Origin of the sequence: Asaia sp. BMEF1, from assembly GCF_051628905.1 — a bacterium.
In the GTDB taxonomy this organism is placed as follows: domain Bacteria; phylum Pseudomonadota; class Alphaproteobacteria; order Acetobacterales; family Acetobacteraceae; genus Asaia.
The window spans coordinates 357,194-376,775 of sequence record NZ_CP157575.1 but is presented as its reverse complement, the minus strand read 5'-3'; the positions used below and the strand labels follow the sequence as shown (position 1 = coordinate 376,775).

At 59.1% G+C, this 19,582-nt stretch carries 18 protein-coding genes; 2 read left to right on the top strand and 16 right to left on the bottom strand.

All coding sequences use genetic code 11. The features are described from left to right. Positions 1-55: 55 nt before the first annotated feature. The 12 genes from ABHV46_RS01625 to ABHV46_RS01570 form a co-directional block, all read right to left on the bottom strand. Entirely contained in the window at positions 56-499 is a 444-nt protein-coding gene (locus tag ABHV46_RS01625) for a DUF2141 domain-containing protein (RefSeq protein ID WP_438382436.1), read from the bottom strand. Further along, a complete protein-coding gene (locus ABHV46_RS01620) occupies positions 489-1,610 on the bottom strand; it encodes a glycosyltransferase (protein WP_438382435.1) in 1,122 nt (373 codons plus the stop codon). Before ABHV46_RS01620 ends, ABHV46_RS01625 begins: the two co-directional genes overlap by 11 nt. Further along, complete coding sequence (locus ABHV46_RS01615) at positions 1,585-2,364, bottom strand: lysophospholipid acyltransferase family protein (protein WP_438382434.1); 780 nt, start codon at positions 2,362-2,364, stop codon at positions 1,585-1,587. The genes ABHV46_RS01620 and ABHV46_RS01615 overlap by 26 nt, the downstream gene beginning before the upstream one ends. Further along, positions 2,348-3,904: a phytoene desaturase family protein gene (locus ABHV46_RS01610; protein WP_438382433.1), complete on the bottom strand. Its 1,557-nt coding sequence runs from the start codon at positions 3,902-3,904 to the stop codon at positions 2,348-2,350. The genes ABHV46_RS01615 and ABHV46_RS01610 overlap by 17 nt, the downstream gene beginning before the upstream one ends. 23 nt (positions 3,905-3,927) lie before the next feature. Beyond that, complete coding sequence (locus ABHV46_RS01605; protein ID WP_438382432.1) at positions 3,928-5,427, bottom strand: phytoene desaturase family protein; 1,500 nt, start codon at positions 5,425-5,427, stop codon at positions 3,928-3,930. Positions 5,428-5,695: 268 nt separating this feature from the next. Continuing rightward, positions 5,696-7,030 carry an aldehyde dehydrogenase family protein gene (locus ABHV46_RS01600; protein ID WP_438382431.1) on the bottom strand — a complete coding sequence of 445 codons (1,335 nt, stop codon included), beginning with the start codon at positions 7,028-7,030 and terminating at the stop codon, positions 5,696-5,698. Positions 7,031-7,214: 184 nt separating this feature from the next. Continuing rightward, positions 7,215-8,387: an iron-dependent methanol dehydrogenase gene (gene mdh / locus ABHV46_RS01595; RefSeq protein WP_438382430.1), complete on the bottom strand. Its 1,173-nt coding sequence runs from the start codon at positions 8,385-8,387 to the stop codon at positions 7,215-7,217. A 677-nt stretch (positions 8,388-9,064) separates the two neighbouring features. After that, the gene (locus ABHV46_RS01590; RefSeq protein ID WP_438382429.1) at positions 9,065-10,087 is read right to left on the bottom strand and encodes an isocitrate/isopropylmalate dehydrogenase family protein; all 1,023 of its coding nucleotides are present in this window, start codon (positions 10,085-10,087) and stop codon (positions 9,065-9,067) included. A gap of 15 nt (positions 10,088-10,102) precedes the next feature. Further along, a complete protein-coding gene (locus ABHV46_RS01585) occupies positions 10,103-11,872 on the bottom strand; it encodes a M24 family metallopeptidase (RefSeq protein WP_438382428.1) in 1,770 nt (589 codons plus the stop codon). A 29-nt stretch (positions 11,873-11,901) separates the two neighbouring features. After that, positions 11,902-12,402: a GNAT family N-acetyltransferase gene (locus ABHV46_RS01580; protein WP_438382427.1), complete on the bottom strand. Its 501-nt coding sequence runs from the start codon at positions 12,400-12,402 to the stop codon at positions 11,902-11,904. After that, positions 12,395-13,291: a 50S ribosomal protein L11 methyltransferase gene (locus ABHV46_RS01575; RefSeq protein ID WP_438382426.1), complete on the bottom strand. Its 897-nt coding sequence runs from the start codon at positions 13,289-13,291 to the stop codon at positions 12,395-12,397. Before ABHV46_RS01575 ends, ABHV46_RS01580 begins: the two co-directional genes overlap by 8 nt. Further along, positions 13,288-15,516 (bottom strand): ATP-dependent helicase, encoded by a 2,229-nt coding sequence (locus tag ABHV46_RS01570; protein WP_438382425.1) that lies wholly within the window; start codon positions 15,514-15,516, stop codon positions 13,288-13,290. The genes ABHV46_RS01575 and ABHV46_RS01570 overlap by 4 nt, the downstream gene beginning before the upstream one ends. Before the next feature lie 102 nt (positions 15,517-15,618). Here ABHV46_RS01570 and ABHV46_RS01565 point away from each other — a divergent pair, with 102 nt between their 5' ends. After that, the gene (locus ABHV46_RS01565) at positions 15,619-16,242 is read left to right on the top strand and encodes a JAB domain-containing protein (RefSeq protein ID WP_438382424.1); all 624 of its coding nucleotides are present in this window, start codon (positions 15,619-15,621) and stop codon (positions 16,240-16,242) included. Positions 16,243-16,255: 13 nt separating this feature from the next. On the opposite strand, the gene ABHV46_RS01560 is transcribed toward ABHV46_RS01565, so the two are convergent. Continuing rightward, positions 16,256-16,951 (bottom strand): HAD-IA family hydrolase, encoded by a 696-nt coding sequence (locus tag ABHV46_RS01560; protein WP_438382423.1) that lies wholly within the window; start codon positions 16,949-16,951, stop codon positions 16,256-16,258. Positions 16,952-16,983: 32 nt separating this feature from the next. Here ABHV46_RS01560 and ABHV46_RS01555 point away from each other — a divergent pair, with 32 nt between their 5' ends. Next, complete coding sequence (locus tag ABHV46_RS01555; protein ID WP_438382422.1) at positions 16,984-17,739, top strand: JAB domain-containing protein; 756 nt, start codon at positions 16,984-16,986, stop codon at positions 17,737-17,739. Here ABHV46_RS01555 and ABHV46_RS01550 read toward each other — a convergent pair. Genes ABHV46_RS01550 through ABHV46_RS01540 form a run of 3 tightly spaced genes read right to left on the bottom strand, consistent with a single transcriptional unit; the run spans position 17,710 to position 19,580 of the window. After that, on the bottom strand, positions 17,710-18,855 hold the full coding sequence (locus tag ABHV46_RS01550) for a 5-(carboxyamino)imidazole ribonucleotide synthase (RefSeq protein WP_438382421.1): 1,146 nt from the start codon (positions 18,853-18,855) through the stop codon (positions 17,710-17,712). The two genes, ABHV46_RS01555 and ABHV46_RS01550, sit on opposite strands and share 30 nt — an antisense overlap. Continuing rightward, positions 18,852-19,379: a 5-(carboxyamino)imidazole ribonucleotide mutase gene (gene purE / locus ABHV46_RS01545; protein WP_438382420.1), complete on the bottom strand. Its 528-nt coding sequence runs from the start codon at positions 19,377-19,379 to the stop codon at positions 18,852-18,854. The genes ABHV46_RS01550 and purE overlap by 4 nt, the downstream gene beginning before the upstream one ends. Beyond that, positions 19,380-19,580 carry a YdcH family protein gene (locus tag ABHV46_RS01540; protein ID WP_438382419.1) on the bottom strand — a complete coding sequence of 67 codons (201 nt, stop codon included), beginning with the start codon at positions 19,578-19,580 and terminating at the stop codon, positions 19,380-19,382. It abuts the gene before it with no gap. Positions 19,581-19,582: the final 2 nt, after the last annotated feature.

The following is a 19,582-nucleotide window of genomic DNA, read 5'->3' as shown; positions in this document are numbered from 1 at the left end:
TCGATGGGAAGACATATATCCTTACCTGCCAGAGCCAGACGTTCTTCCCGAACTCCTAGTGCGTAATGAGTTTCAGGGCGAGCGCGCCACCCGCCGGGGTCAGTTTGACGGCACAATCGTCAAATCCCGGCGGTCCGTAGCTGACCTTCGGATCGCGTGAAAAGCCGATGGGCTCCCGAGGGATCCCGATAAAGGATCTGTCCAGCTTTGCATTGCCATTGCGGTCCTGAAAGGCCTGCACAGCATAGACCCCTTCAGGGACATCTTCGAAACTGACGCTTACTTTTGGCGCAACCGCCTTCGTCTCGGCATGGTAGCGGCAGGAGGGTTTGAGAAACTCGTCCTCCGTGCAGATAGCGACACGGATGGTGCCGCTATCATCCGGTATGTTCTCGATGATCGCCGTCACGGGACCGGCAAGGGCAGGCAGAGGCGCCACCAGAATGGTCAGGATTACACCAGTCAGCAATCGGCGAGAGAAACCGGGCTCATGTCTCATAAAGACGTCCTTTCCAGGTGACGGGGCGTCCAGTCATGTGGCGCAGACGCGCATGAAACTGGATCCAGAGCAGCAAAAGCGTTCCGAGAGGGCTGAACAGAACCGTCAGCACGCCCTGACGGCAGCGCAGGGCCACGAGCAGCCTCAAGGCGAGGCTCGCCGCCCGGGCAACCTTCATCAAGGGGGAGGCGTGAAGCAGGAAGGGCAGGATGTGACCGCCTGCAAGAAGCGTCGTCCAGACAGGCAGGGCGACCGGACCGGCCAGACCTTCTACGGCGTTCTTCATCAGCCCGGTATAGACTTCGCCTGCGTTACGGTACATCCGGCAATGAGCGAGATCGGTGGCGTCAATCAGCCTTGTGCTAAAGCCGTGCTGTCGCAGGGATCTGGCTAATGCCAGACCGTCATGCAGCCGCGAGCCGATGGCCTCATGCCCACCGGCATCGTGATAGGCCTGCGCCTTAACCAGAACAAGCTGCCCACAGGCCGCCGCCAGACCTGACGAACGACCCTTGTCGAGGGGAAGAGGCAGGTAGCCGAAGAGCAGAACGTTGATGAAGGGCAGGAGCAGCCACTCGAAGAAAGAGTGGGTTTCCTGATGTGGGACGCCACTGACAAAGGCGATCGTCTCCTGTTCCTCGGTCACGGCCATCAGGCGAGCGACAGCCTCGGGCGCGAGCCGCACATCGGCATCGAGAAAGAGCAGCCAGCCATGGCGGGCTTGTCGGGCAAGCTGGGCGCAGGCATGGCTTTTGCCGCACCAGCCCAAGGGCAGGTCTTCTCCTGAGACGATCCTTATTCTCTCGTCTCGCACCTCCCGGATTCTGGCGACCGTGTCGTCGGATGAGTGGTCGTCGAGGACGATGATCTCGCGCACTATCGGCCCATTTGCGATAATCGCGGCCAACGCCTCCTTGATCTGGCCTGCTTCGTTCCGCGCGGGAATAAGAACAGAAACCCCCTCATCTTCGCGGGGCGCCCGGCGTGGCGCGCGCGAGAGGGCGCGCAGATTGAACAGCCCCAGCACAAGAGGGAACACGGCCAGGGTGGTGAGGGCGATCTCGGCGCGCTGACGGGTTTTGACTTCAATGGCGCGCATGGCTGGGCTCATGCCGACGCTTCTTTACCAGCGCGACCAGACGTTGGACCGGGCCGTAAAACCCACCCATCCCGCTCGAGCCGTCAAGCAGCATTGTAAAGGCTTCCTCATCCTTCATGACGACCTGTCTCGCGAGGTCGTCACAGGCCTCTTCGAGTGTCCGCGCGAGGTCTGCGCTCAGCGCCCGAATGGATTGAGCGCAGTCTCGTATGGGTGACCCGAAACGTATGGCGATATCGGGTCGGTTTTCGGTGCCAAATGTATAATCGAGTGCCACGGGTACAACCAGAGCCTGAGGGCTGCGCCGCACGATATGCGCAAGGCCTGGCTGAAGTATGACAGGCCTCGCTCGTGCGTCGGTAAATTCCCCCTGGGCGGTAACCCAGAACGCCCCGCCAGCGTCAATGATGACGCTCGAGGAGATCAGAAGCTGGCGGATGGAACGTGGTGAAGACCCATCGAGCGGCAGGAACCCTGCCTTCTGGAGAAGGGGATATTTCCTGACTGCCTGGGCGTCGATAGGGCCAAATCCGGGCCGTTCGGCCATGAAATGCTGCTGGATCAGCGAAAAGACGGCTGGATCCCACCAGGACGGGTGATTGGCGTAGAGAATGATGCCCTGTCCCGGCTCAAGCCTAGGAAAACTGCCGCTAATCCGGATCCTGTTGAAGCTTTTCCTGACGCGATGACGCAACGCCCGCCCGACCCAGTGCGCCAGAAAAGGCGACCGCCCGCAGGCGCGCGCCGGATCAGACGGCACGGGCAAGGGCGGGCTTCGTGTTCTCTCGGCGATCCAGATCGAGGCAATCGGCGGCAATCCACCCCGACATGAGCGCCATCGGCATGCCGGGCCCGGGATGAGCACTGCCACCGGCCAGATAGAGACCCTCGAGGTCACGCGAGCGATTGGCGGGTTTGAAACCACCCCCCAGACGCCCATGACTTGCAAGACCGTAGATTGCACCAGCCTGCGGCGAATACCGCGTATGGATGTCCATTGGCGTCAGATGGTGCTCGGTCACGATGCGGGATTCGAGGTCGGGCATCCCGCCAGCTTTTTTGAGCTTGTCAAAAATGACCTGACGATAGCCGGGGAACATTTCGGTCCATTTCTGACCGGGGCGAAGATAGGGGGTGTGTACAAGCACATAGAGCGCTTCGCCACCCGAAGGGGCTGTCTCGGGTTCGGTGCGGGCAGGGGCTGCCAGATAACATGTTGGATCTGGGGCAGGACGACCATGTTTGTAGATGGCATCGAATTCTTCTTCCGCATCGCGGGAGAAGACGAAGTTATGATGGGCGAGGTGGTCGTAGCCACGATCGAGCCCCAGATAGAGCACAACCCCCGAGCAGGCGGGTTCGCGATGCTTCCATTGCCTCATGAACCGGCGATAGGCTTGTGGTGCAGCCTGGCGGTCGATCAGCTCGCGCATCGTGCGCACGCTGTCCATGTTCGAGATGACAGCCGACGCTGCAATCGTCTCGCCCTGTTCGGTGACCACGCCATGAACCCGCCGAGAGTCGTGCAAAATGCGTGTGACGCGGCAATTGGTGCGGAACACCACGCCGTTTTCTTCGGCGAGCCTTCTCAGAGCCTGAGGTACAGCACGTGTGCCGCCGATCGGATACCAGATCCCTTCATCAACCTGCATATGGGCGATGCCCGTCAACACAGCTGGGGCCTGAAGCGGGTTTGAGCCGACATATTGTGTGAAGTGATCGAACACCTGCACGGCTTGCGGATTGGCGATGCGCTTGCGTATCTCCGCGCCAAGCGTGGCATGCATACGCAGGGACAGCACGTCGCGCATGGTGCCGGGAGACAGGGTCTCGCCAATGTTGAGCGTGTCCCTCAAGCCGCCGACCGACTTCCAGAACACGAAGCGACGGGATATGTCGTGCAGCTTCTCGCTCATGGCCAGAAGATCTTCGTAGCCCTTGCCGTCGCCTTTATGACGTTTTTCGAGCTCCGCCGCCATGAGTGCGATATCCTCGACGAGGTCGAGCGGCGGACCGTTATCGAAAAAACAACGCCATTGCGGGTCGAGACGGCGCAGATCGAGACGCTCATCGATCCGCAATCCGCTTTCACCGAAAATGCGTCTCAGAACCGAGGGCAGGGTGAGAATGGTCGGCCCCATATCGAAGCGAAACCCGTCCTGACGCAGCTCCGCGGCCTTTCCTCCGGTCCAGTCATTGGCCTCGCAAACGATCACCTTGTGGCCTCTGGCGCTGAGTGTGCAGGCCGCGGCGAGGCCTCCCAGCCCGGCGCCGATGATGACAACGGGTGCGGAAGAAGTCGTCATGGCAGTATTCTCCGCATGGGCGCTCATCCGCGCGAGCATTCAGGCATCAGGGCGAGGCCTGCCCCCGGCATTGCGGGGAGGGTTGCCTGAGTTTTGGCAAGGTCTTTGATCAGGAGATCAGCGCTGATTCGCGCCCCTTCGAAAATGACAGGCAATCCGCTACCCGGATGGGTGCCCCCGCCTGCAAGATAGACGCCTTTGACATCCTCGTAACGATTGTGGGGTCTTAGATGCAGCATCTGGCCCAGTGAGTGCGCGAGATTGAACACAGCGCCACGATGCACGTCGTGATTTTCCTGCCAGTCTTTCGGTGTGACCACCTTCTCGACCATGATCCGGCTCTCGACATCGCCGAAACCAGCGTCTTCAAGGCGCTTGAAAACGATCTGCCGGGCCTTGGCGATGGCCTCTTCGTTCCAGTCAAGGCCGTCTTCACGCAGATTGCCAACGGGCATCAGTACATAGAGGGCGGTGCATCCTTCAGGGGCCAACGCCGCGTCGGTGACGCAGGCGTTCTGCACATAGAGCGAGGCGCGTGACGAAATCTGCTTGCCTTCCTCGATCTCGGCGAAATTGTTTTCGTAGTCGCTCGACAGAAAAATCGTGTGATGCGCCTTTTCGGGCATGGTGCCTCGCAGGCCGAGATACATCATGAAGGTCGAGCAGGAATATTTCTTGGTCGCCAGCTTGGCGTTGCTCCATTTACGCCGCGAGGCGTCAGGAAGCAGGCTCTGGATAGTGCGGGCGAAGTCGCCATTGACCACCACCGCGTCCACGGGTTGCACACCTTCTGCTGTCTTGATGCCGACAGCCTTGCCGTCTCTGGTCTCGATCGTCTCAACAGCTTCACCCAGCTTTATCGTCACCCCAAGGCTCTCGGCCGCTTTTTGCATTGCCGCCATGACGGCCCCGGTGCCACCGGTAGGATGATAGATGCCGAATTCGTGCTCCATATAGCTCAGAATTGTAAAGAGAGAGGGGCAGCGATAGGGCGACATCCCCAGATATTTGCTCTGAAATGAAAAGGCGAGGCGTGTGCGTGGATCTTTGAAGTAGCGCGACAGATCCTTGTCGATGGACGACAGGGGAGAAAGCACAGGAAGAGCTTTCAGCATGTCGGGTTTGATCAAATCCCGCCAGGAATTGAACGGGCGCTGAAGCGGGGCGATGAATCGAGCGAATTTGCCTTTGTTGTCGTCAAGAAAGCGCCTGACGTTTTTTGAGTCGGCTTGTGAAATCTTGGCAACCTCGGATTCTAGCCGGGAAGGATCGGTTGTCAGGGCGAGGCGCGGGCCGTCTTCGAAAACCAGATCATAGAGATGATTCAGACGCGTCAGTTCGACCATGCTGTCGAAAGCGAAGCCGCATCTGGCGAATATCTCGCGAATGATCTCGGGGTAGAGAAAGAAGGTGGGGCCGGTGTCGAAACGGAACCCATCAAGTTCCAGACAGGAAGAGCGGCCGCCGATCTTGGGGCTCTTCTCATAAAGTGTGACCTTGGCCCCAGCATGCGCCAGTAGCATTGCGGAGGCGAGTCCTCCCGGACCTCCTCCGACAACTGCAATCTGTCTCGATGCCACGTCGGGCGTGAGGGAAGACGAGTTTGGAAGGAGCGACGGGGCCATAAGGCAGGAGATCCTTCCTGTTGGATAAGCGAGTCCAGAATGTTTCGGTTTAGAGATGATATCGTGCCCTGCCGATGGCGCAACACTCATCTGGTTTCGAATGGGGCAGGCGCTTGAAATCTGGACGGACGGATTGAACGGATCGTGATCGCCAAGGTTTCAAACATCAGCGAGAATATCTCGCATGCCAGCGTCTGACGCGGGCCAGGAGATGAAATGCTCCTGATCGGCGTGTGGAAATCGAGACTGGCCGTGTCATCGACAGCAGCCCCTCTCTACCGCGAGTGGCGCCATAGCCGCTCGCTTTCGCCCCACCAAAAGGAAGTCGTGGGTCAGCTGTAGGCACAATCAGATCGTTGATTGTGATCGACCCAGCGGGGATCTGCTTGGCCAGCGCCTGCGCCACCTTCTCCTCACCGAAGATGCTGGCGCCCAAGGCATGTCGTGAACGGTTTTCGAGCTGAACTGCCTCTACCATGTCAGACACCCCGATCAAGGCGAGCCAAGGGGCAAACAGATCGACATCCGCAAGCTCTGCGCTCTCGGCATCGAGTAGCAGAATGGTGGCGGGCCCCATCTGCCTGATATCTCCTCCTGCTTGCCCGACAGCGCTCACGAGTTGACTCAATGCTGGGCAGGTCTTTTGCTGCAAAGCTATGGAAGACTGCCGAAAAATCCGAGAGAGCCGCGCCTCAAGAGCGTCACGATGCATCTTATGCACATAGACACGGCGTGGAGCGATGCAGGTGGAACCCTGCTTGAGGGTCAATCCGAAATGCAAGGCGCGCGCAACCAAGTTTAGATCGCCTGAGGGCAAAACGAAAACGGGGTCGGCGCCCGAGAGCTCCATGATCGTTGGAGTCAGAGTGCTCGCAGCGGCAAGTGCGACTTTTTTCCCCGTTTGTTCTGAGCCTGTCAGAACAATCAGATCGTATCCCGCTGCGCTCGCTTGCGGCCCGGAATCTTCGGGGAGGATCTCGATAATGCCCTCGGGAAAGCCAGCGCGCGTCAGAAGAGACGCGAAACGAAGGAGCAGCGCAGAGCGGCCCGGCGCAGGTTTGAGCCCAACCGCGTTGCCCGCGATCAATGCCTGAAGCGCCTGTATCGCGCCGAGCATGAGGGGATAGTTTCCTGGCGCAAGGATCAGTACCGTCCCAAGGGGTTTTCTCACGACCCTGCTTCGGATGCCCCAGAGCCAGAGCGGCCTTCCACGCAATGCAAGCGAGATGGGCTTCAAGATGGCGAGGGCCTCACGCCCCAGAAAGCCCGTCGCAGCCAGCAGAGGTAAAATCTCGGCGGTCATGACATCGATAGCGCCATGATCGGGGATGAGAGCGATGAGGCTTCTTGTTTCGTTGAGCAGCATTTTGCGAAAGCGGCGCAAAAGCTTGAGACGGTCGCCCAACTCTGTCGTCGCCCAATCGACCTGCCTGTCACGAAGCTGCTTGAGCTGTATCCGGGCTAAGGAGAGACGTTCTTCATGAGTAAGAGATGGCGCCAATTCCGGCGGGATATCCTCGTGTTGATTACCTGCCACAGCTTTCCCCCATCGTCGCTCGTCGAGAACCCTTATCGTGCATTACGGTTCCAAAGGGGCGTGGATAATTCGAAAAGTATCGTGCCTCGGCGCGCTCAGTCCGGTACTGGAGCCACTGCCGCTTCACTGCAGCAGTGGCTCCAGAGCGTCACATAGCGGCTTCAAACACGTCCACGATCTCGGCAAGTGTTGCCTTGCGCGGGTTGGTTAGCATGCAGACGTCTTTTCGGGCGTGCTCGGCCATGATCCTGTGATCTTCTGCCTTCACCCCAAGTGCAGCGAGTCCAGCAGGGATACCCACGGATGTCGACAAGAGAGCGATTGCGTCGATGGCCGCCTCCGCGGCTTCGTCGCGGCTCATCAGATCGGTCGGCACACCTAGCAGTCTGGCGACGCGTGCATAACGATCTGCTGCGGCGATAAGATTGAAACGGCAGACATGCGGTAGAAGCACCGCGTTACACACGCCGTGAGGCAGGTTATAGAATCCACCTAATTGATGCGCCATGGCATGCACGTAGCCAAGCGACGCATTATTGAAGGCCATGCCTGCAAGATATTGCGCGTAACACATGGCCACCCGGGCTTCCATGTTCTCGCCGTTACCTACGGCCTTCGCTAGATTATCGGCAATCAGGGTTATGGCCTTTTCGGCACACGCATCCGTGATCGGCGTCGCTGCTGTCGAAACATAGGCCTCAATGGCGTGGGTAAGTGCATCCATGCCTGTTGCTGCGGTCAGGGAAGGCGGCATGGCGACCATGAGATTGGGGTCGTCGATGGCGATCATTGGCGTGCAGCGCCAATCGACAATCGCCATTTTTACGTGCGTTTCGGAGTTCGTTATGATGCAGAACCGCGTCATCTCCGACGCGGTGCCAGCCGTCGTGTTAATGGCGATGAGAGGTGTCATGGGGATATTGGATCGATCGAGCCCCTCGTAGTCACGAATATTGCCGCCGCCTGCGGTCACGAGACCGATCCCCTTCGCGCAATCATGAGCGGAGCCACCCCCGAGCGAAACGATGAAATCGCAGTTCTTGTCCTGAAAGATTTTCACGCCGTCATGCACGTTGACGTCGGTCGGGTTGGGTTCGGCTCCCGCGTAGATAACTGTTTCGAGGCCGTCTTCAAGCAGATAACCTGAGATCGTGTCGGCAACCCCAAGTTTCTTCATGCCGGCATCGGTCACGATCAGGGCCTTCTTTGCCCCAAGTGCCTTGGCGCGGTCGCCAGCTTGTCTGGCGCAGCCAGGACCGATGAGCGTGACGCAGGGAATGAAGAAACTATCGGTGTGATCTGCAAGAGCGATATGCGCCATGATACGTGTCCTCCCGTTAAACAACGCTTTCGGGCAGCCCGCGCCATGCACGACGATCACCCGTCCGCGTATTGAACGCGCGAAATTGGCTGGACAATCAAGAATATGCCGATCAATAAAACTCGATCAAAATATAGGTTATATTTTTATAAAATAAATAAATATCGAAGAAACATTGTTGGTATACAATATATTCGAAATCAGTACCTCTGCGGTTCTCAATAAGCCTCGAATCGACCTTGGTTAAAGAGCGTTGCGGGAGCAGGAGGGGGCGGCGCCTGTCTTGCCGCAGGCCTCATGTTTTGGGTAAAGAATGGCTACTCTCGCGGCAAAAAACGAGTGCGGTCGGTGTCGCTGCCGCGCTTCCAGACGGGATGCGTTGTCGCGATAACCAGCAACGTGCTTTTCTTGGCGGGCGGCGTGCTTTCGACCTGAACACAAATTCTGACAGCCGAAATGTCACTGTCGATCAGGGCGCAACGCCTGATGCGCAAATGAGATGAAACCGGATATTGTCGGGCCCAGGCGCACGGAAACTTCTATTTTATGTTCACGGTTTCGATGAGCATCACAGGGGCTCGTCGCCTTGCCCGCACAGCGCCCCTTAAGCGAGGTTATTCAGGATGAAGGGCAGGCAACCTGAGTAAGGGAGAGAGCTGGCTCTCTCCCTTTTCGTTTCAGAGCGCGGCGAGCAGCGCCTTGGTCAGCTCGGCCGTGCCGGTTTCACCGCCGAGGTCGCGTGTGCGCACGCCATCGATACGGATCACGCGATCAATGGCGTTATCGACGCGTGTCGACAGATCCTGACGTCCCACATGGGCAAGCATCATGCTCGCTGCCATCAGCATGGCGAGTGGGTTGGCAACGCCCTTGCCTGCGATATCGGGCGCCGAACCATGCACGGCCTCGAAAATCGCAGCATCGGGGCCGATATTGGCACCGGGCGCCATGCCCAGACCGCCAACCAGACCTGCGGTCAGATCGGAGAGGATATCGCCGAAGAGGTTGGTGGTGACAATCACGTCATACTGCCAAGGGTCGGTCACGAGCTGCATGGCGCAGGCATCAACGATGCGTTCATCGACCGCCACCTTGCCTTCGTATTCCTTGGCAATCTTGCGCCCTTCCTCAAGGAAGATTCCGCTGAAGATCTTGAGAATATTGGCCTTGTGAACCAGGGTGACCTTCTTGCGGCCATTGGCGACAGCGTAATCGAACGCAAAACGCACGATACGGGCGCATTCACGACGCGAGTTGAAACCGGCACCGTAAGCCAGACCCTTGGGGTCGTCACCCTCGGGCAGGTAATGCTCCATGGCGGCATAAAGCCCTTCGATATTCTCACGCACGACAACCAGATCGACCTTGTCGAAGCGACCACCCGGCACGACCGTGCGCGTCGGGCGCAGATTGGCGTAGAGACCGAATTCCTGACGCATCGTCACATTGACCGATTTGAACCCGGCGCCAACCGGCGTCGTCAGCGGGCCCTTGAGCGCGAGGCCGGTCTTGCGAATGCTGTCGAGCGTGGGCTGCGGCAGGGGCGCACCGAATTTCTCGATCGCACCGAGCCCACCGGACTGATGGTCCCACTCGAAAGGTGCCCCGATTTTCGTCAGGATCTCGACGACCGAAGCGGTGATCTCGGGACCGATACCGTCACCTTCGATAAGGGTCGCGGGGATCATGTGATCAGCCATTCTGTCTTTCCTTTGTCAGTTCGTAATCGGCGCACAGGCAGCCACGAGCCAGTTCCTGTTCGTTTCGTCCAGTAGTGGCGCGATGCGCGAGAGCGTAGCCTCATGATAGGCATTCAGCCAGCGCAGCTCTTCAGGTTCCAGTAACGATGCCATGATCAGGGTACGGTCAAAGGGCGCGAAGCCCAGAACCTCGAACTCAAGAAACGGTGTTTTTGCTTCGAGTGGAGCGGGACGTACCAGAAGCAGGTTCTCAAGGCGGATGCCATATTCACCCGGCAGGTAATAGCCAGGTTCGTCCGAGAGGATCATGCCGGCTTCAAGCCCGACCGGACGGGCCACCGAGCTGATATTCTGCGGCCCTTCATGAACCGAGAGATAGCTGCCGATCCCGTGGCCCGTGCCGTGATCGTAATCGAGCCCGGCCTGCCAGAGTGCATAGCGAGCCAGCGCATCGAGACGGTGCCCGGTCGTGCCCGCAGGAAAACGCGCACGGGCAAGGGCGATATTGCCCTTGAGCACGCGCGTGAAGGCCTCGCAGAGCGAGGCGGGCGGCGTGCCGGGGCCGTTCCATATCGTTCGCGTCACATCGGTCGTGCCTGCGCTGTACTGACCGCCGCTATCGATCAGATAAATCTGATCGGCTTCCAGCACGCGATCTTCGCCCGGCAGCGCGCGATAATGGGGCAGGGCGGCATTCGGCCCGACTGCCGAAATCGCGGGGAAGCTTTCGCCATGATAATCGGGCGAGGCGGCCCTTAGCCCGTCAAGGATCTCTGCAAGCTCGGTTTCGCGCAGACCCGTGCCCTCACGGGTTACGAAGCGCAGGAACCGGCAGAGAGCTGCTGAATCGGTCAGATGCACCTCGCGTGCGCCGTTCTGCTCGGTTTCGTTCTTGCAGGCTCGTGGCAGGGCGCAGAGATCGGCGCCACGTGCGAGCTTCGCCCCGGCATCGGAGAGGGTCTGGATGAACCAGAGCCCGGTCTGTGCCGGATCGAAGCGCACCATCTGGCCGCTCAACGCCCTGAGACGTTCGGGCATGTCTCCCGGCGGCAGAACAGAGACATTGCGGAAAGAAACGGCAGCGTCGGCACTGACACGGCTGATATCGACAAAAACCTCGAGCGAGGCATCGTGGTGAAGAATGCCGAAAGCGAGAATGATCGGCGTATGCGGCACGTCATCACCACGGATATTCAGAAGCCAGGCAAGCGAGGTGGGGTCGCAGACAAGCATCGCTTCCTGACCCGCCTTGCGCAGGGCACCGCCAATTTTGCGACGTTTAGAGAGGCTGTCTTCCCCACTGAAAGAGATTTCCTGAAATCTCACCTCGCTTTCGGGCGGGTTGGGTTGGTCTGTCCAGGCAGCATCAATGGGGTTTCGGTCAAGCGCGACAAACTCATGGTCCGGTCCGACCAGAGCGTTGAGCTGCACTTCACTGACCAGTCTGGGATCATAGCCGATCTTCAATCCCTTGCCATTGGACGTCAGCCAGGAGGCGGGTGGCTCATTGGTGATATGCAGGCATTCCCATTGGCTGGGATCCACCTGATCGCGCAGCTGGCTGGTATAACGGCCATCCGAAAAGACGGCGGCCTTGTCGCACAGCAGAATGGCCATGCCCGCAGAGCCGGTGAACCCGGTCAGCCAGGCGAGGCGCTCGGCATAGGGGGCCACATATTCGCCCAGAAACTCGTCGCCGCGCGGGAGGAAAAACCCGTCTACATGGCTCGCTTCGAGCTCCGTCCTGACGAGGGCCTGACGGTTGGCAAGAGGGATGAGGCTCATCGCGTGATCTTTCAAACAGGGAGCAGAACTCAGCGGCTCTCGAAGAGCCTGTACATGAATACGAGGTCGAGCCAGCGTCCGAACTTCCGGCCCATCTCGGGTAGCGGGGTGCTTTCGCTGAACCCGGCGGCGCGATGAAGCGCAATCGACGCCGTATTACTGGCCGTGATCGCGCCTATCAGCACATGCATGTCCGATTTCTCGGCATGACGGACCATCTCGTCGAGGAGAATGCGCCCGATACCGCGACGTTGGGCCTTTCGGGCAACATAGACGGAATGCTCTACCGTCTGTGCGTAGCCCTCATAGGCACGAAAAGGCCCATAGGAGGCAAAGCCGAGAATAGCGCCGCCTTCGACCGCAACAACCACAGGGAGGTTCTTCGCCTGTCGGTCGTTCATCCAGTCACGGCGCTCTTCCAATGTGCGGGGCGAGGTGGCCCAGATCGCCTCAGATGTGTCGATCGCGTCATTGGTGATCGCCAGAATTTCTGGCAGATCGGCTTCGGTCGCGTCGCGCAGTTTAATCACGACGACGCAGCACCAGCGTGGACCACTCGCCTTCGTAATACTGCTTTTCGAGCACCAGACCCTGACGTCTATGGGCGGCCAGCACCATACGGGCCTGGGTCGTCAGAAGACCGGCAAGAATGACCGTACCGCCCGGCGCGAGATGGGTCGCGAGAGAGCGCGCCATTTTGCACAACGGGCGCGCAAGAATATTGGCAAACACCAGATCGTAAGGCGCTTTCGCACGTACGGCGGGGGTCAGCCAGCCATTGCCGAGGCGGGCATCGATCAGCGGGCCGATGACGTTCAGCTTCGCGTTGCTCGCCGCAACCCGAACCGACCAGGGTTCGATATCGACAGCCAGGACGCGCTTGTGAAAAAGCTGCGCCGCCGCCATGGCCAGAATGCCCGAACCGCAGCCCATATCGAGAATGCGGGTGGGCTTGCGCCAGGCCATGTCTTCCAGAGCCCGCAGACAGCCGCGCGTCGAGCCATGCTCGCCCGAACCGAAAGCGATGCCTGCATCGAGCGTGATCGTCAGGCGGTCGCGCTTGTGGCTGGGCGCCAGATGAGTGCCACGAATGGCGAAACGCTTGCCGACATCCTGCTGCGGAAACGCCTCATAGGTGCGGGCCAGCCAGCCTTCGGCTTCGGTTCGTTCACGGGTCAGCTCAGCGTCGACACCGGTCATCAGACGGGCGAGGGTCAGGGCGCGGGCAAGTTCCTCCTCACCATGGCCGACATCTTTCACGCCCTCGACGCGCCAGATATTCTGGTCTTCGTTGGCTTCGAATATACCGACCGTGGTACATACAGTGAGCATGGCCTGCTCGAAGAGGGGCACAGCCTCATCGGCAACGGTGACAGAAATGGTTTCAAGCGCCGAAGCGTGTCGCCTGGATGCGCTCACGAGACCTGTTCCACAAAATGCGCCATGATGCGTTTTTCGCCTGCCTTTTCGAAGTTGATATGCAGCCTGTCGGATTCGACGGCCAAGACGGTGCCATAGCCGAATTTCTGATGAAACACGCGGGCGCCAATGGCAATTCCGTGTGAAGCATCCGGCACAATATCGGTCACTCGCGGGGCGGGGCGGCCATAGCTGCCTCTCGCACTGGTCAGAGGCCCGGAAGCGAAGATCGAGCTTTGTGCCGCCAGCTGGCGGCGCTCCTGCATGGCCTGACCGCTATGTTCGACCGTATCGGACGGAATTTCGTCGATGAAGCGGCTGGGCATGGAATCCTGCCAGTTGGCGTAGATACGCCGGCGCGCAGCATGTAGGATCACGGCCCGCTTGCGGGCGCGGGTGATGCCGACATAAGCCAGACGACGCTCTTCCTCCAGGCTCTTGAGGCCGCCCTCGTCAAGACTGCGCTGCGAGGGGAAAACGCCTTCCTCCCATCCCGGCAGGAAGACCGTGTCGAATTCCAGTCCCTTGGCGCCATGCAGCGTCATCAGGCTCACCGTATCGACGCTCGCCTTGTCTTCTGTTTCGGTCACAAGGGCGACGTGTTCGAGAAAGCCCTCGAGCGATGCGAAATCGCCGATCGCACGCAGCAATTCCTTGATGTTATCGAGTCTGCCGGGGGCCTCGGGCGTCTTGTCGTCGCGCCACATCTGAAGGTAGCCACTGTCTTCGAGCAATTGCTCAGTCGCTACGACATGGCCTTCGCTTTCTCGGGTCTCGCGTGCGCGCTGGAAGGCATCCATGAGCCCGGCAAGCGCTTCTCGCCCCTTGCCCTTGACCAAGCCCGTGTCGAGCGCATGCACCACACCGACGCTGAGCGGCGCGTTCAGCTGGCGTGCTTCGTGATGCAGCTTCTGTAATCCTGCCGCGCCCACGCCACGCTTTGGCACATTGATGATACGCTCGAAAGCAAGGTCGTCTGCGGGCTGCGCCAGAACCCTCATATAAGCCATGGCATCGCGGATTTCAGCACGCTCATAAAAGCGCAGCCCACCGACAACACGATAGGGCAGACCGAGCGTAAGAAAACGCTCTTCGAAGGGGCGCGTCTGAAAGCCAGCGCGCATCAGGATGGCGATCTGCGAGAGTGGATGGCCTTCAGCGCGCAGACGCTCGATTGCCCCCGCGGCAATACGCGCTTCCTCATCGGAATCCCACACGCTGATGATCTGGACTTTTTCGCCTTGGGCGTCCTCGCGCCCAGGACGCAGGGTCTTGCCGAGACGACCGGAATTATGCGCGATCAGCCCCGAGGCTGCGGCAAGGATCTGGGCTGTGGACCGGTAATTGCGTTCCAGCCGGACGACCTTGGCGCCGGGAAAATCTTTCTCGAAGCGCAGGATGTTTTCGATCTCAGCTCCGCGCCAGGAATAGATCGACTGGTCGTCATCGCCAACGCAGGCAATGTTCGAAGGCCCCTGCTCGCGCTTGGCCAGAAGCCGGAGCCAGAGATACTGAATGGTATTCGTATCCTGATATTCATCGACCAGAATGTAACGAAAGAGTCGGTGATACTGCGCCAGCACGTCGGGCTGGGTGCGCAATATCTCCAGCGTATGCAGCATCAGATCGCCGAAATCGCACGCATTTACCGCCTTGAGGCGATCCTGATAGGCAGCGTAGAGCTTGCGGGCATGGCCACCGGCAAAATCGGTATCTTCGGCGGGAGTGACCTGCTCTGGAGTCAGGCCACGGTCTTTCCAGCGCTGGAACACGCCCAGCAGCGCCTGAGGTGGCCAACGCTTCGTGTCGAGGCGAAAGGGCTCCATGATCTGACGCACGAGCCGGATCTGATCATCCGTATCGAGAATGGTGAAACCTGTCGTCAGGCCTACATATCCGGCATGACGGCGCAGCATGCGCGCGCAGAGCGCGTGAAACGTGCCCAGCCACAACCCGTCCGCCGTCTCGCCCAGCAAGGCTCCGACGCGCTCGCGCATTTCGCGTGCGGCCTTGTTCGTGAAGGTGACAGCCAGGATCTGATAGGGGCGCGCTCGCCGCTCAAGCAGGATGTGAGCAAAGCGCGTCGTCAGTACGCGCGTCTTACCGGTTCCCGCCCCGGCGAGAATGAGCAGTGGTCCTTCAGTGGTCTCGATGGCCTCGCGTTGCTCGGGATTGAGCCGGTCGAGATACTCAGGGGAGGAGGGTGATATGAGGGATTGCGTCACCCGATCGATATAGAATGTAATGCCGCAATGGCCAAACCCTCATTTCCGTCTCAAGAGAAGAACCTGCTCAGGGGCACGGGTCCGCACGGGCATCGAGAACGTATGCGTCACCGGGTTCTGACGAATGGCGCAGAGACACTTGCAGATTACGAAATTCTTGAGATGCTGCTGTACTATAGCATTCCCAGGAGGGACACGAAGCCACTCGCCAAAGCGCTGCTGCATCGCTTCGGCAGCCTTGCTTCGGTCTTCGACGCGCCGGGAGAAGATCTCCGGGCGACGGGTCTCAGTGAGCAGGCCGTCCTGCTGCTGAAATTTCCCCCGGTCGTATCGGAAAGGCTGGCCCTCGCGGAAGAGCGGCTCAGGCCGAAGCTGGGAAGTTGGGATCAGCTTTGTGCCTATCTTTCGCGTAGCATGGTCAGCGCCGTACCCGAGCAGTTCCGACTGCTTTATCTCGATAACCGCAACCGTCTTCTAGCCGATGAACCTGTTGACGATTTCGCCTCGACCGCTCCAATTTTCAGGCGAGGGCTGGCGCTACAGGCTGTGGCGCTGATCGGCATTCAGAAAACTCTAGCCAGCTTTCATGCGACAACCTCGCCATTGAAGTTTTTCGCGCAGAGGCTGAGTGAGGAGGCAGGTGCCCTCTCGATGATCGTGCATGACGTGGTGGTCGTGTCCGACAGGCGCCCCCCGCTCAGCCTGAGACAGAAAGGGTTATTCTGAAAAGTTCCCGTGCTCAGGCGCGAGAAAGCGCCGCGAGTTGAGCCTCGAGCGCAGGGGCAAGGGCGTCGGGCGACTTGACCAGAAGGTCCGCACCCGCTTCATTAAGTTCCTTCTGACCGCCATAACCCCACAGGACGCCAATCCCGCGCATCTTGTTGGCATGCGCGCCGGAAATGTCGAAGCGGCGATCGCCGATCATAAGGGTCCGGGCGGCGTTCAAGCTCTCCTGCGCAATAATACGAGCAATCATCTCAGGTTTTTCCCCGCCGCTATCGTCATCCGCCGCTCCGTGGACGCGATCGAAGCACTGATCGAGACCATGACCTGCCAGAATGGAACGTGCCAACGTCGCCGGCTTTGACGTTGCCGTGAAGATTCGAATGGGCGAGCGTGCAAGGGTCCTGAGCAGCTCAGCCATTTCAGGAAAGACAGGGGTCTGGAAGCGCCCGGAATTGTCATAAAAGCGTCTGTAAAGGGCCACAGCCTCATCGACCCGCGTGTCGCCATAAAATCCGATGACTTCAGCCATGAGTTCGGTGAGTGGTGGACCGACCACCCATGTCAGATCGATTGTCTTGTCCGGCACATGGCCCAATGCCGCGACCACTGCATGAAGCGTTTCGATAATACCAATGCGGGAGTCGATAATAGTCCCGTCAAGGTCAAATAAAATAGAATGTTCACTCGTAAATTTTTCGAAACTAGACATAGTATTCTCTGTAGAATTTAACGGGGGAGAGGTTGAAAGAAAGAAATCTCAATAAAGTTGCAACTAGCCAAGAGCTGGATCCTGATAACGGCAGATCAGAGCCTCCTCCTTCAGGTTGGGCGGAAATTCCCCATCGAGCTGTAGTCGCCGGGCATGGACGTGTACTGGCAGACGACGTGCTGTTGCGCCTTTTCTGCGGGGCTATTTCTGTGCAAATGGAGCAGCGTCAGCCAATGGTTGACGCGTTTCTCATTCGCTTCGGTTCCCTTGCTGCAACCTTTGCCTCTGACGATAGGGCGCTGAGCGGCATCCTGCATATTGAGCCTCATATTCGCACCGCACTGCACCTCGTTCATGATGCTGCGATGAGGGTTAGCCGGGCGCGTCTTGGGCGAGACGATATATTCACTAATCGCAAGCTCATGCTCGACTACCTGATTTCCCGGCTGGCTCGCGAGCCGATTGAGCAATTTCGTATCCTGTTTCTCAACGACAAGAATCGCCTTCTCGCCGACGAGGCGCAGACCCGTGGCACCGTGAACCACACGCCGGTCTACCCACGGGAAGTCGCGCGGCGTGCGATGGAACTTGGGGCTAAAAGCATCATCCTGGTCCATAATCATCCGAGCGGCGATCCAACCCCGTCTGACGGCGATATTGCCATGACCCATGATACCCAGAGAGCGACAGCACTCATTGAGGTGCGCGTTGCCGATCATATCATTATCGGCAACGGCGCCTATGTCAGTCTGAGCGAGTTAGGCCTCTTGAAGGTCTTCCAGAGCTGAGTCGAAGCGGGCGGAGACCCCGTAAGGACCGGGCAGTGCGCCCAATGGGAACAGAGCGTTGACATGGCCCATTTTTCGTCCCCGACGACATTCTCTCTTGCCGTAAAGATGCAGTGCGAGCCCGGAGCGGCCGAGCACAGTATCGCAGAGTGCCATCCCCTCCGGCCCGACGAGATTCTTCATGACCGCGTCGCTGTGACGGAATGGATCGGGCAAAGGCAGGTCGGCAACGGCGCGTATATGCATTTCGAACTGGTCGATCAGGCACGCATCCATTGTCCAGTGACCGGAATTATGGGGGCGTGGCGCAATCTCGTTGACGAGAAGTGTCCCCTTTGCCGAGACAAACATTTCGACGCCGAGAATGCCAATCAGGCCGATTGTTTCCGCAATTCGGCGGGCAAGCGCCTCTGCTTCTTCTGCGAGCGCTACGGGAATGCGTGCAGGGGCCAGGCTGATATCGAGAATGCCGTCCCGATGCTGGTTCTCTGTGACGCTGAAGCACTGAACGGCGCCACTCGCGCTGCGGGCGACCATGACGCTCAATTCGCGCTCGAAATCGATAAACCCCTCGGCGATGAGTGGGTAGGGAAGCTCCGAGGCCAGCCCTGCCAGGGCTTCAGCATCGGCAATGCGAAACTGCCCTTTGCCATCATAGCCGAACCGCGTGGTTTTTAGCAGGAGCGGAAAGCCGAGTTCGGTCGCTGCACCCTTTAGAGACGCCGCGTCGGGCACGGAAACCCATGGGGCAACGGGAATTTCCTGCGCACCGAGAAAGGTTTTTTCAAGAATGCGGTCCTGGCTGATGGCAAGAATGCGCCCGGCAGGATGGACGGGGCAGAGCGACGCAAGGAGATCCAGACCGTCGGACGAGATATTCTCGAATTCGAAGGTGATGACATCGACGCTCTCTGCGAAGCGCCGCAGGACCGCTTCGTCATCATACGCCCCAATTGTCACCGCGCGCGCGGTGTCCTGAGCAGGCGGGTTGCTCTCCGCGCTAAGGATATGCACCTGATAGCCCAGACGGGACGCTGCAACTGCGGACATACGACCCAACTGACCGCCGCCGATAATTCCGATCGTTGCCCCTGCCGGCAGCGCATTATGACTCATGATTCAGGGGTGTCGGCCACGGAAGCCGTCTGCATGGCACGCCATGTGTCCAGACGTGCCTGAACGCCTTCATCGTTGAGAGACAGGATCGATGCGGCCAGAAGGGCTGCGTTGATTGCGCCTGCCTTGCCGATAGCGAGTGTACCCACCGGCACACCGCCCGGCATCTGAACGATGGATAAAAGCGAATCCATGCCTTTAAGCGCGTGCGATTCAACGGGCACACCCAGAACAGGCAGGGTGGTCCAGGCCGATACCATTCCCGGCAGGTGGGCTGCCCCACCTGCGCCAGCGATAATTACCTGCAACCCTCGGCCACGGGCTGAGCGTGCATAGTCAGCGAGCCGGTCGGGCGTGCGGTGAGCGGAGACGATGCGCGTCTCGAACCCGATATCGAGTTCGGCCAGCTTTTCGGCAGCGAAATTCATTGTCGTCCAGTCGGACTGGCTACCCATGACAATGCCCACCCGAGGGGTCTGGGTCGCGTCCGTGGTGTGACGGTAGAGATCGAGTTCTTCGCTCATTCAGGCAATATCATCCGGTATCAGGCGGTTCTCGATGAAGTTGATCTCATCCTTGAGGACGAGCTTTCGCTTCTTGAGCCGCTGTAATTGCAGCTGATTAAGAGGATGCAGCACCAGCCTGTCTATCACTGTATCGAGGTCGCGGTGCTCGCTACGGAGCTCATGCAAACGGCGAAGCATGACTTCATGATCAACGAGCATCG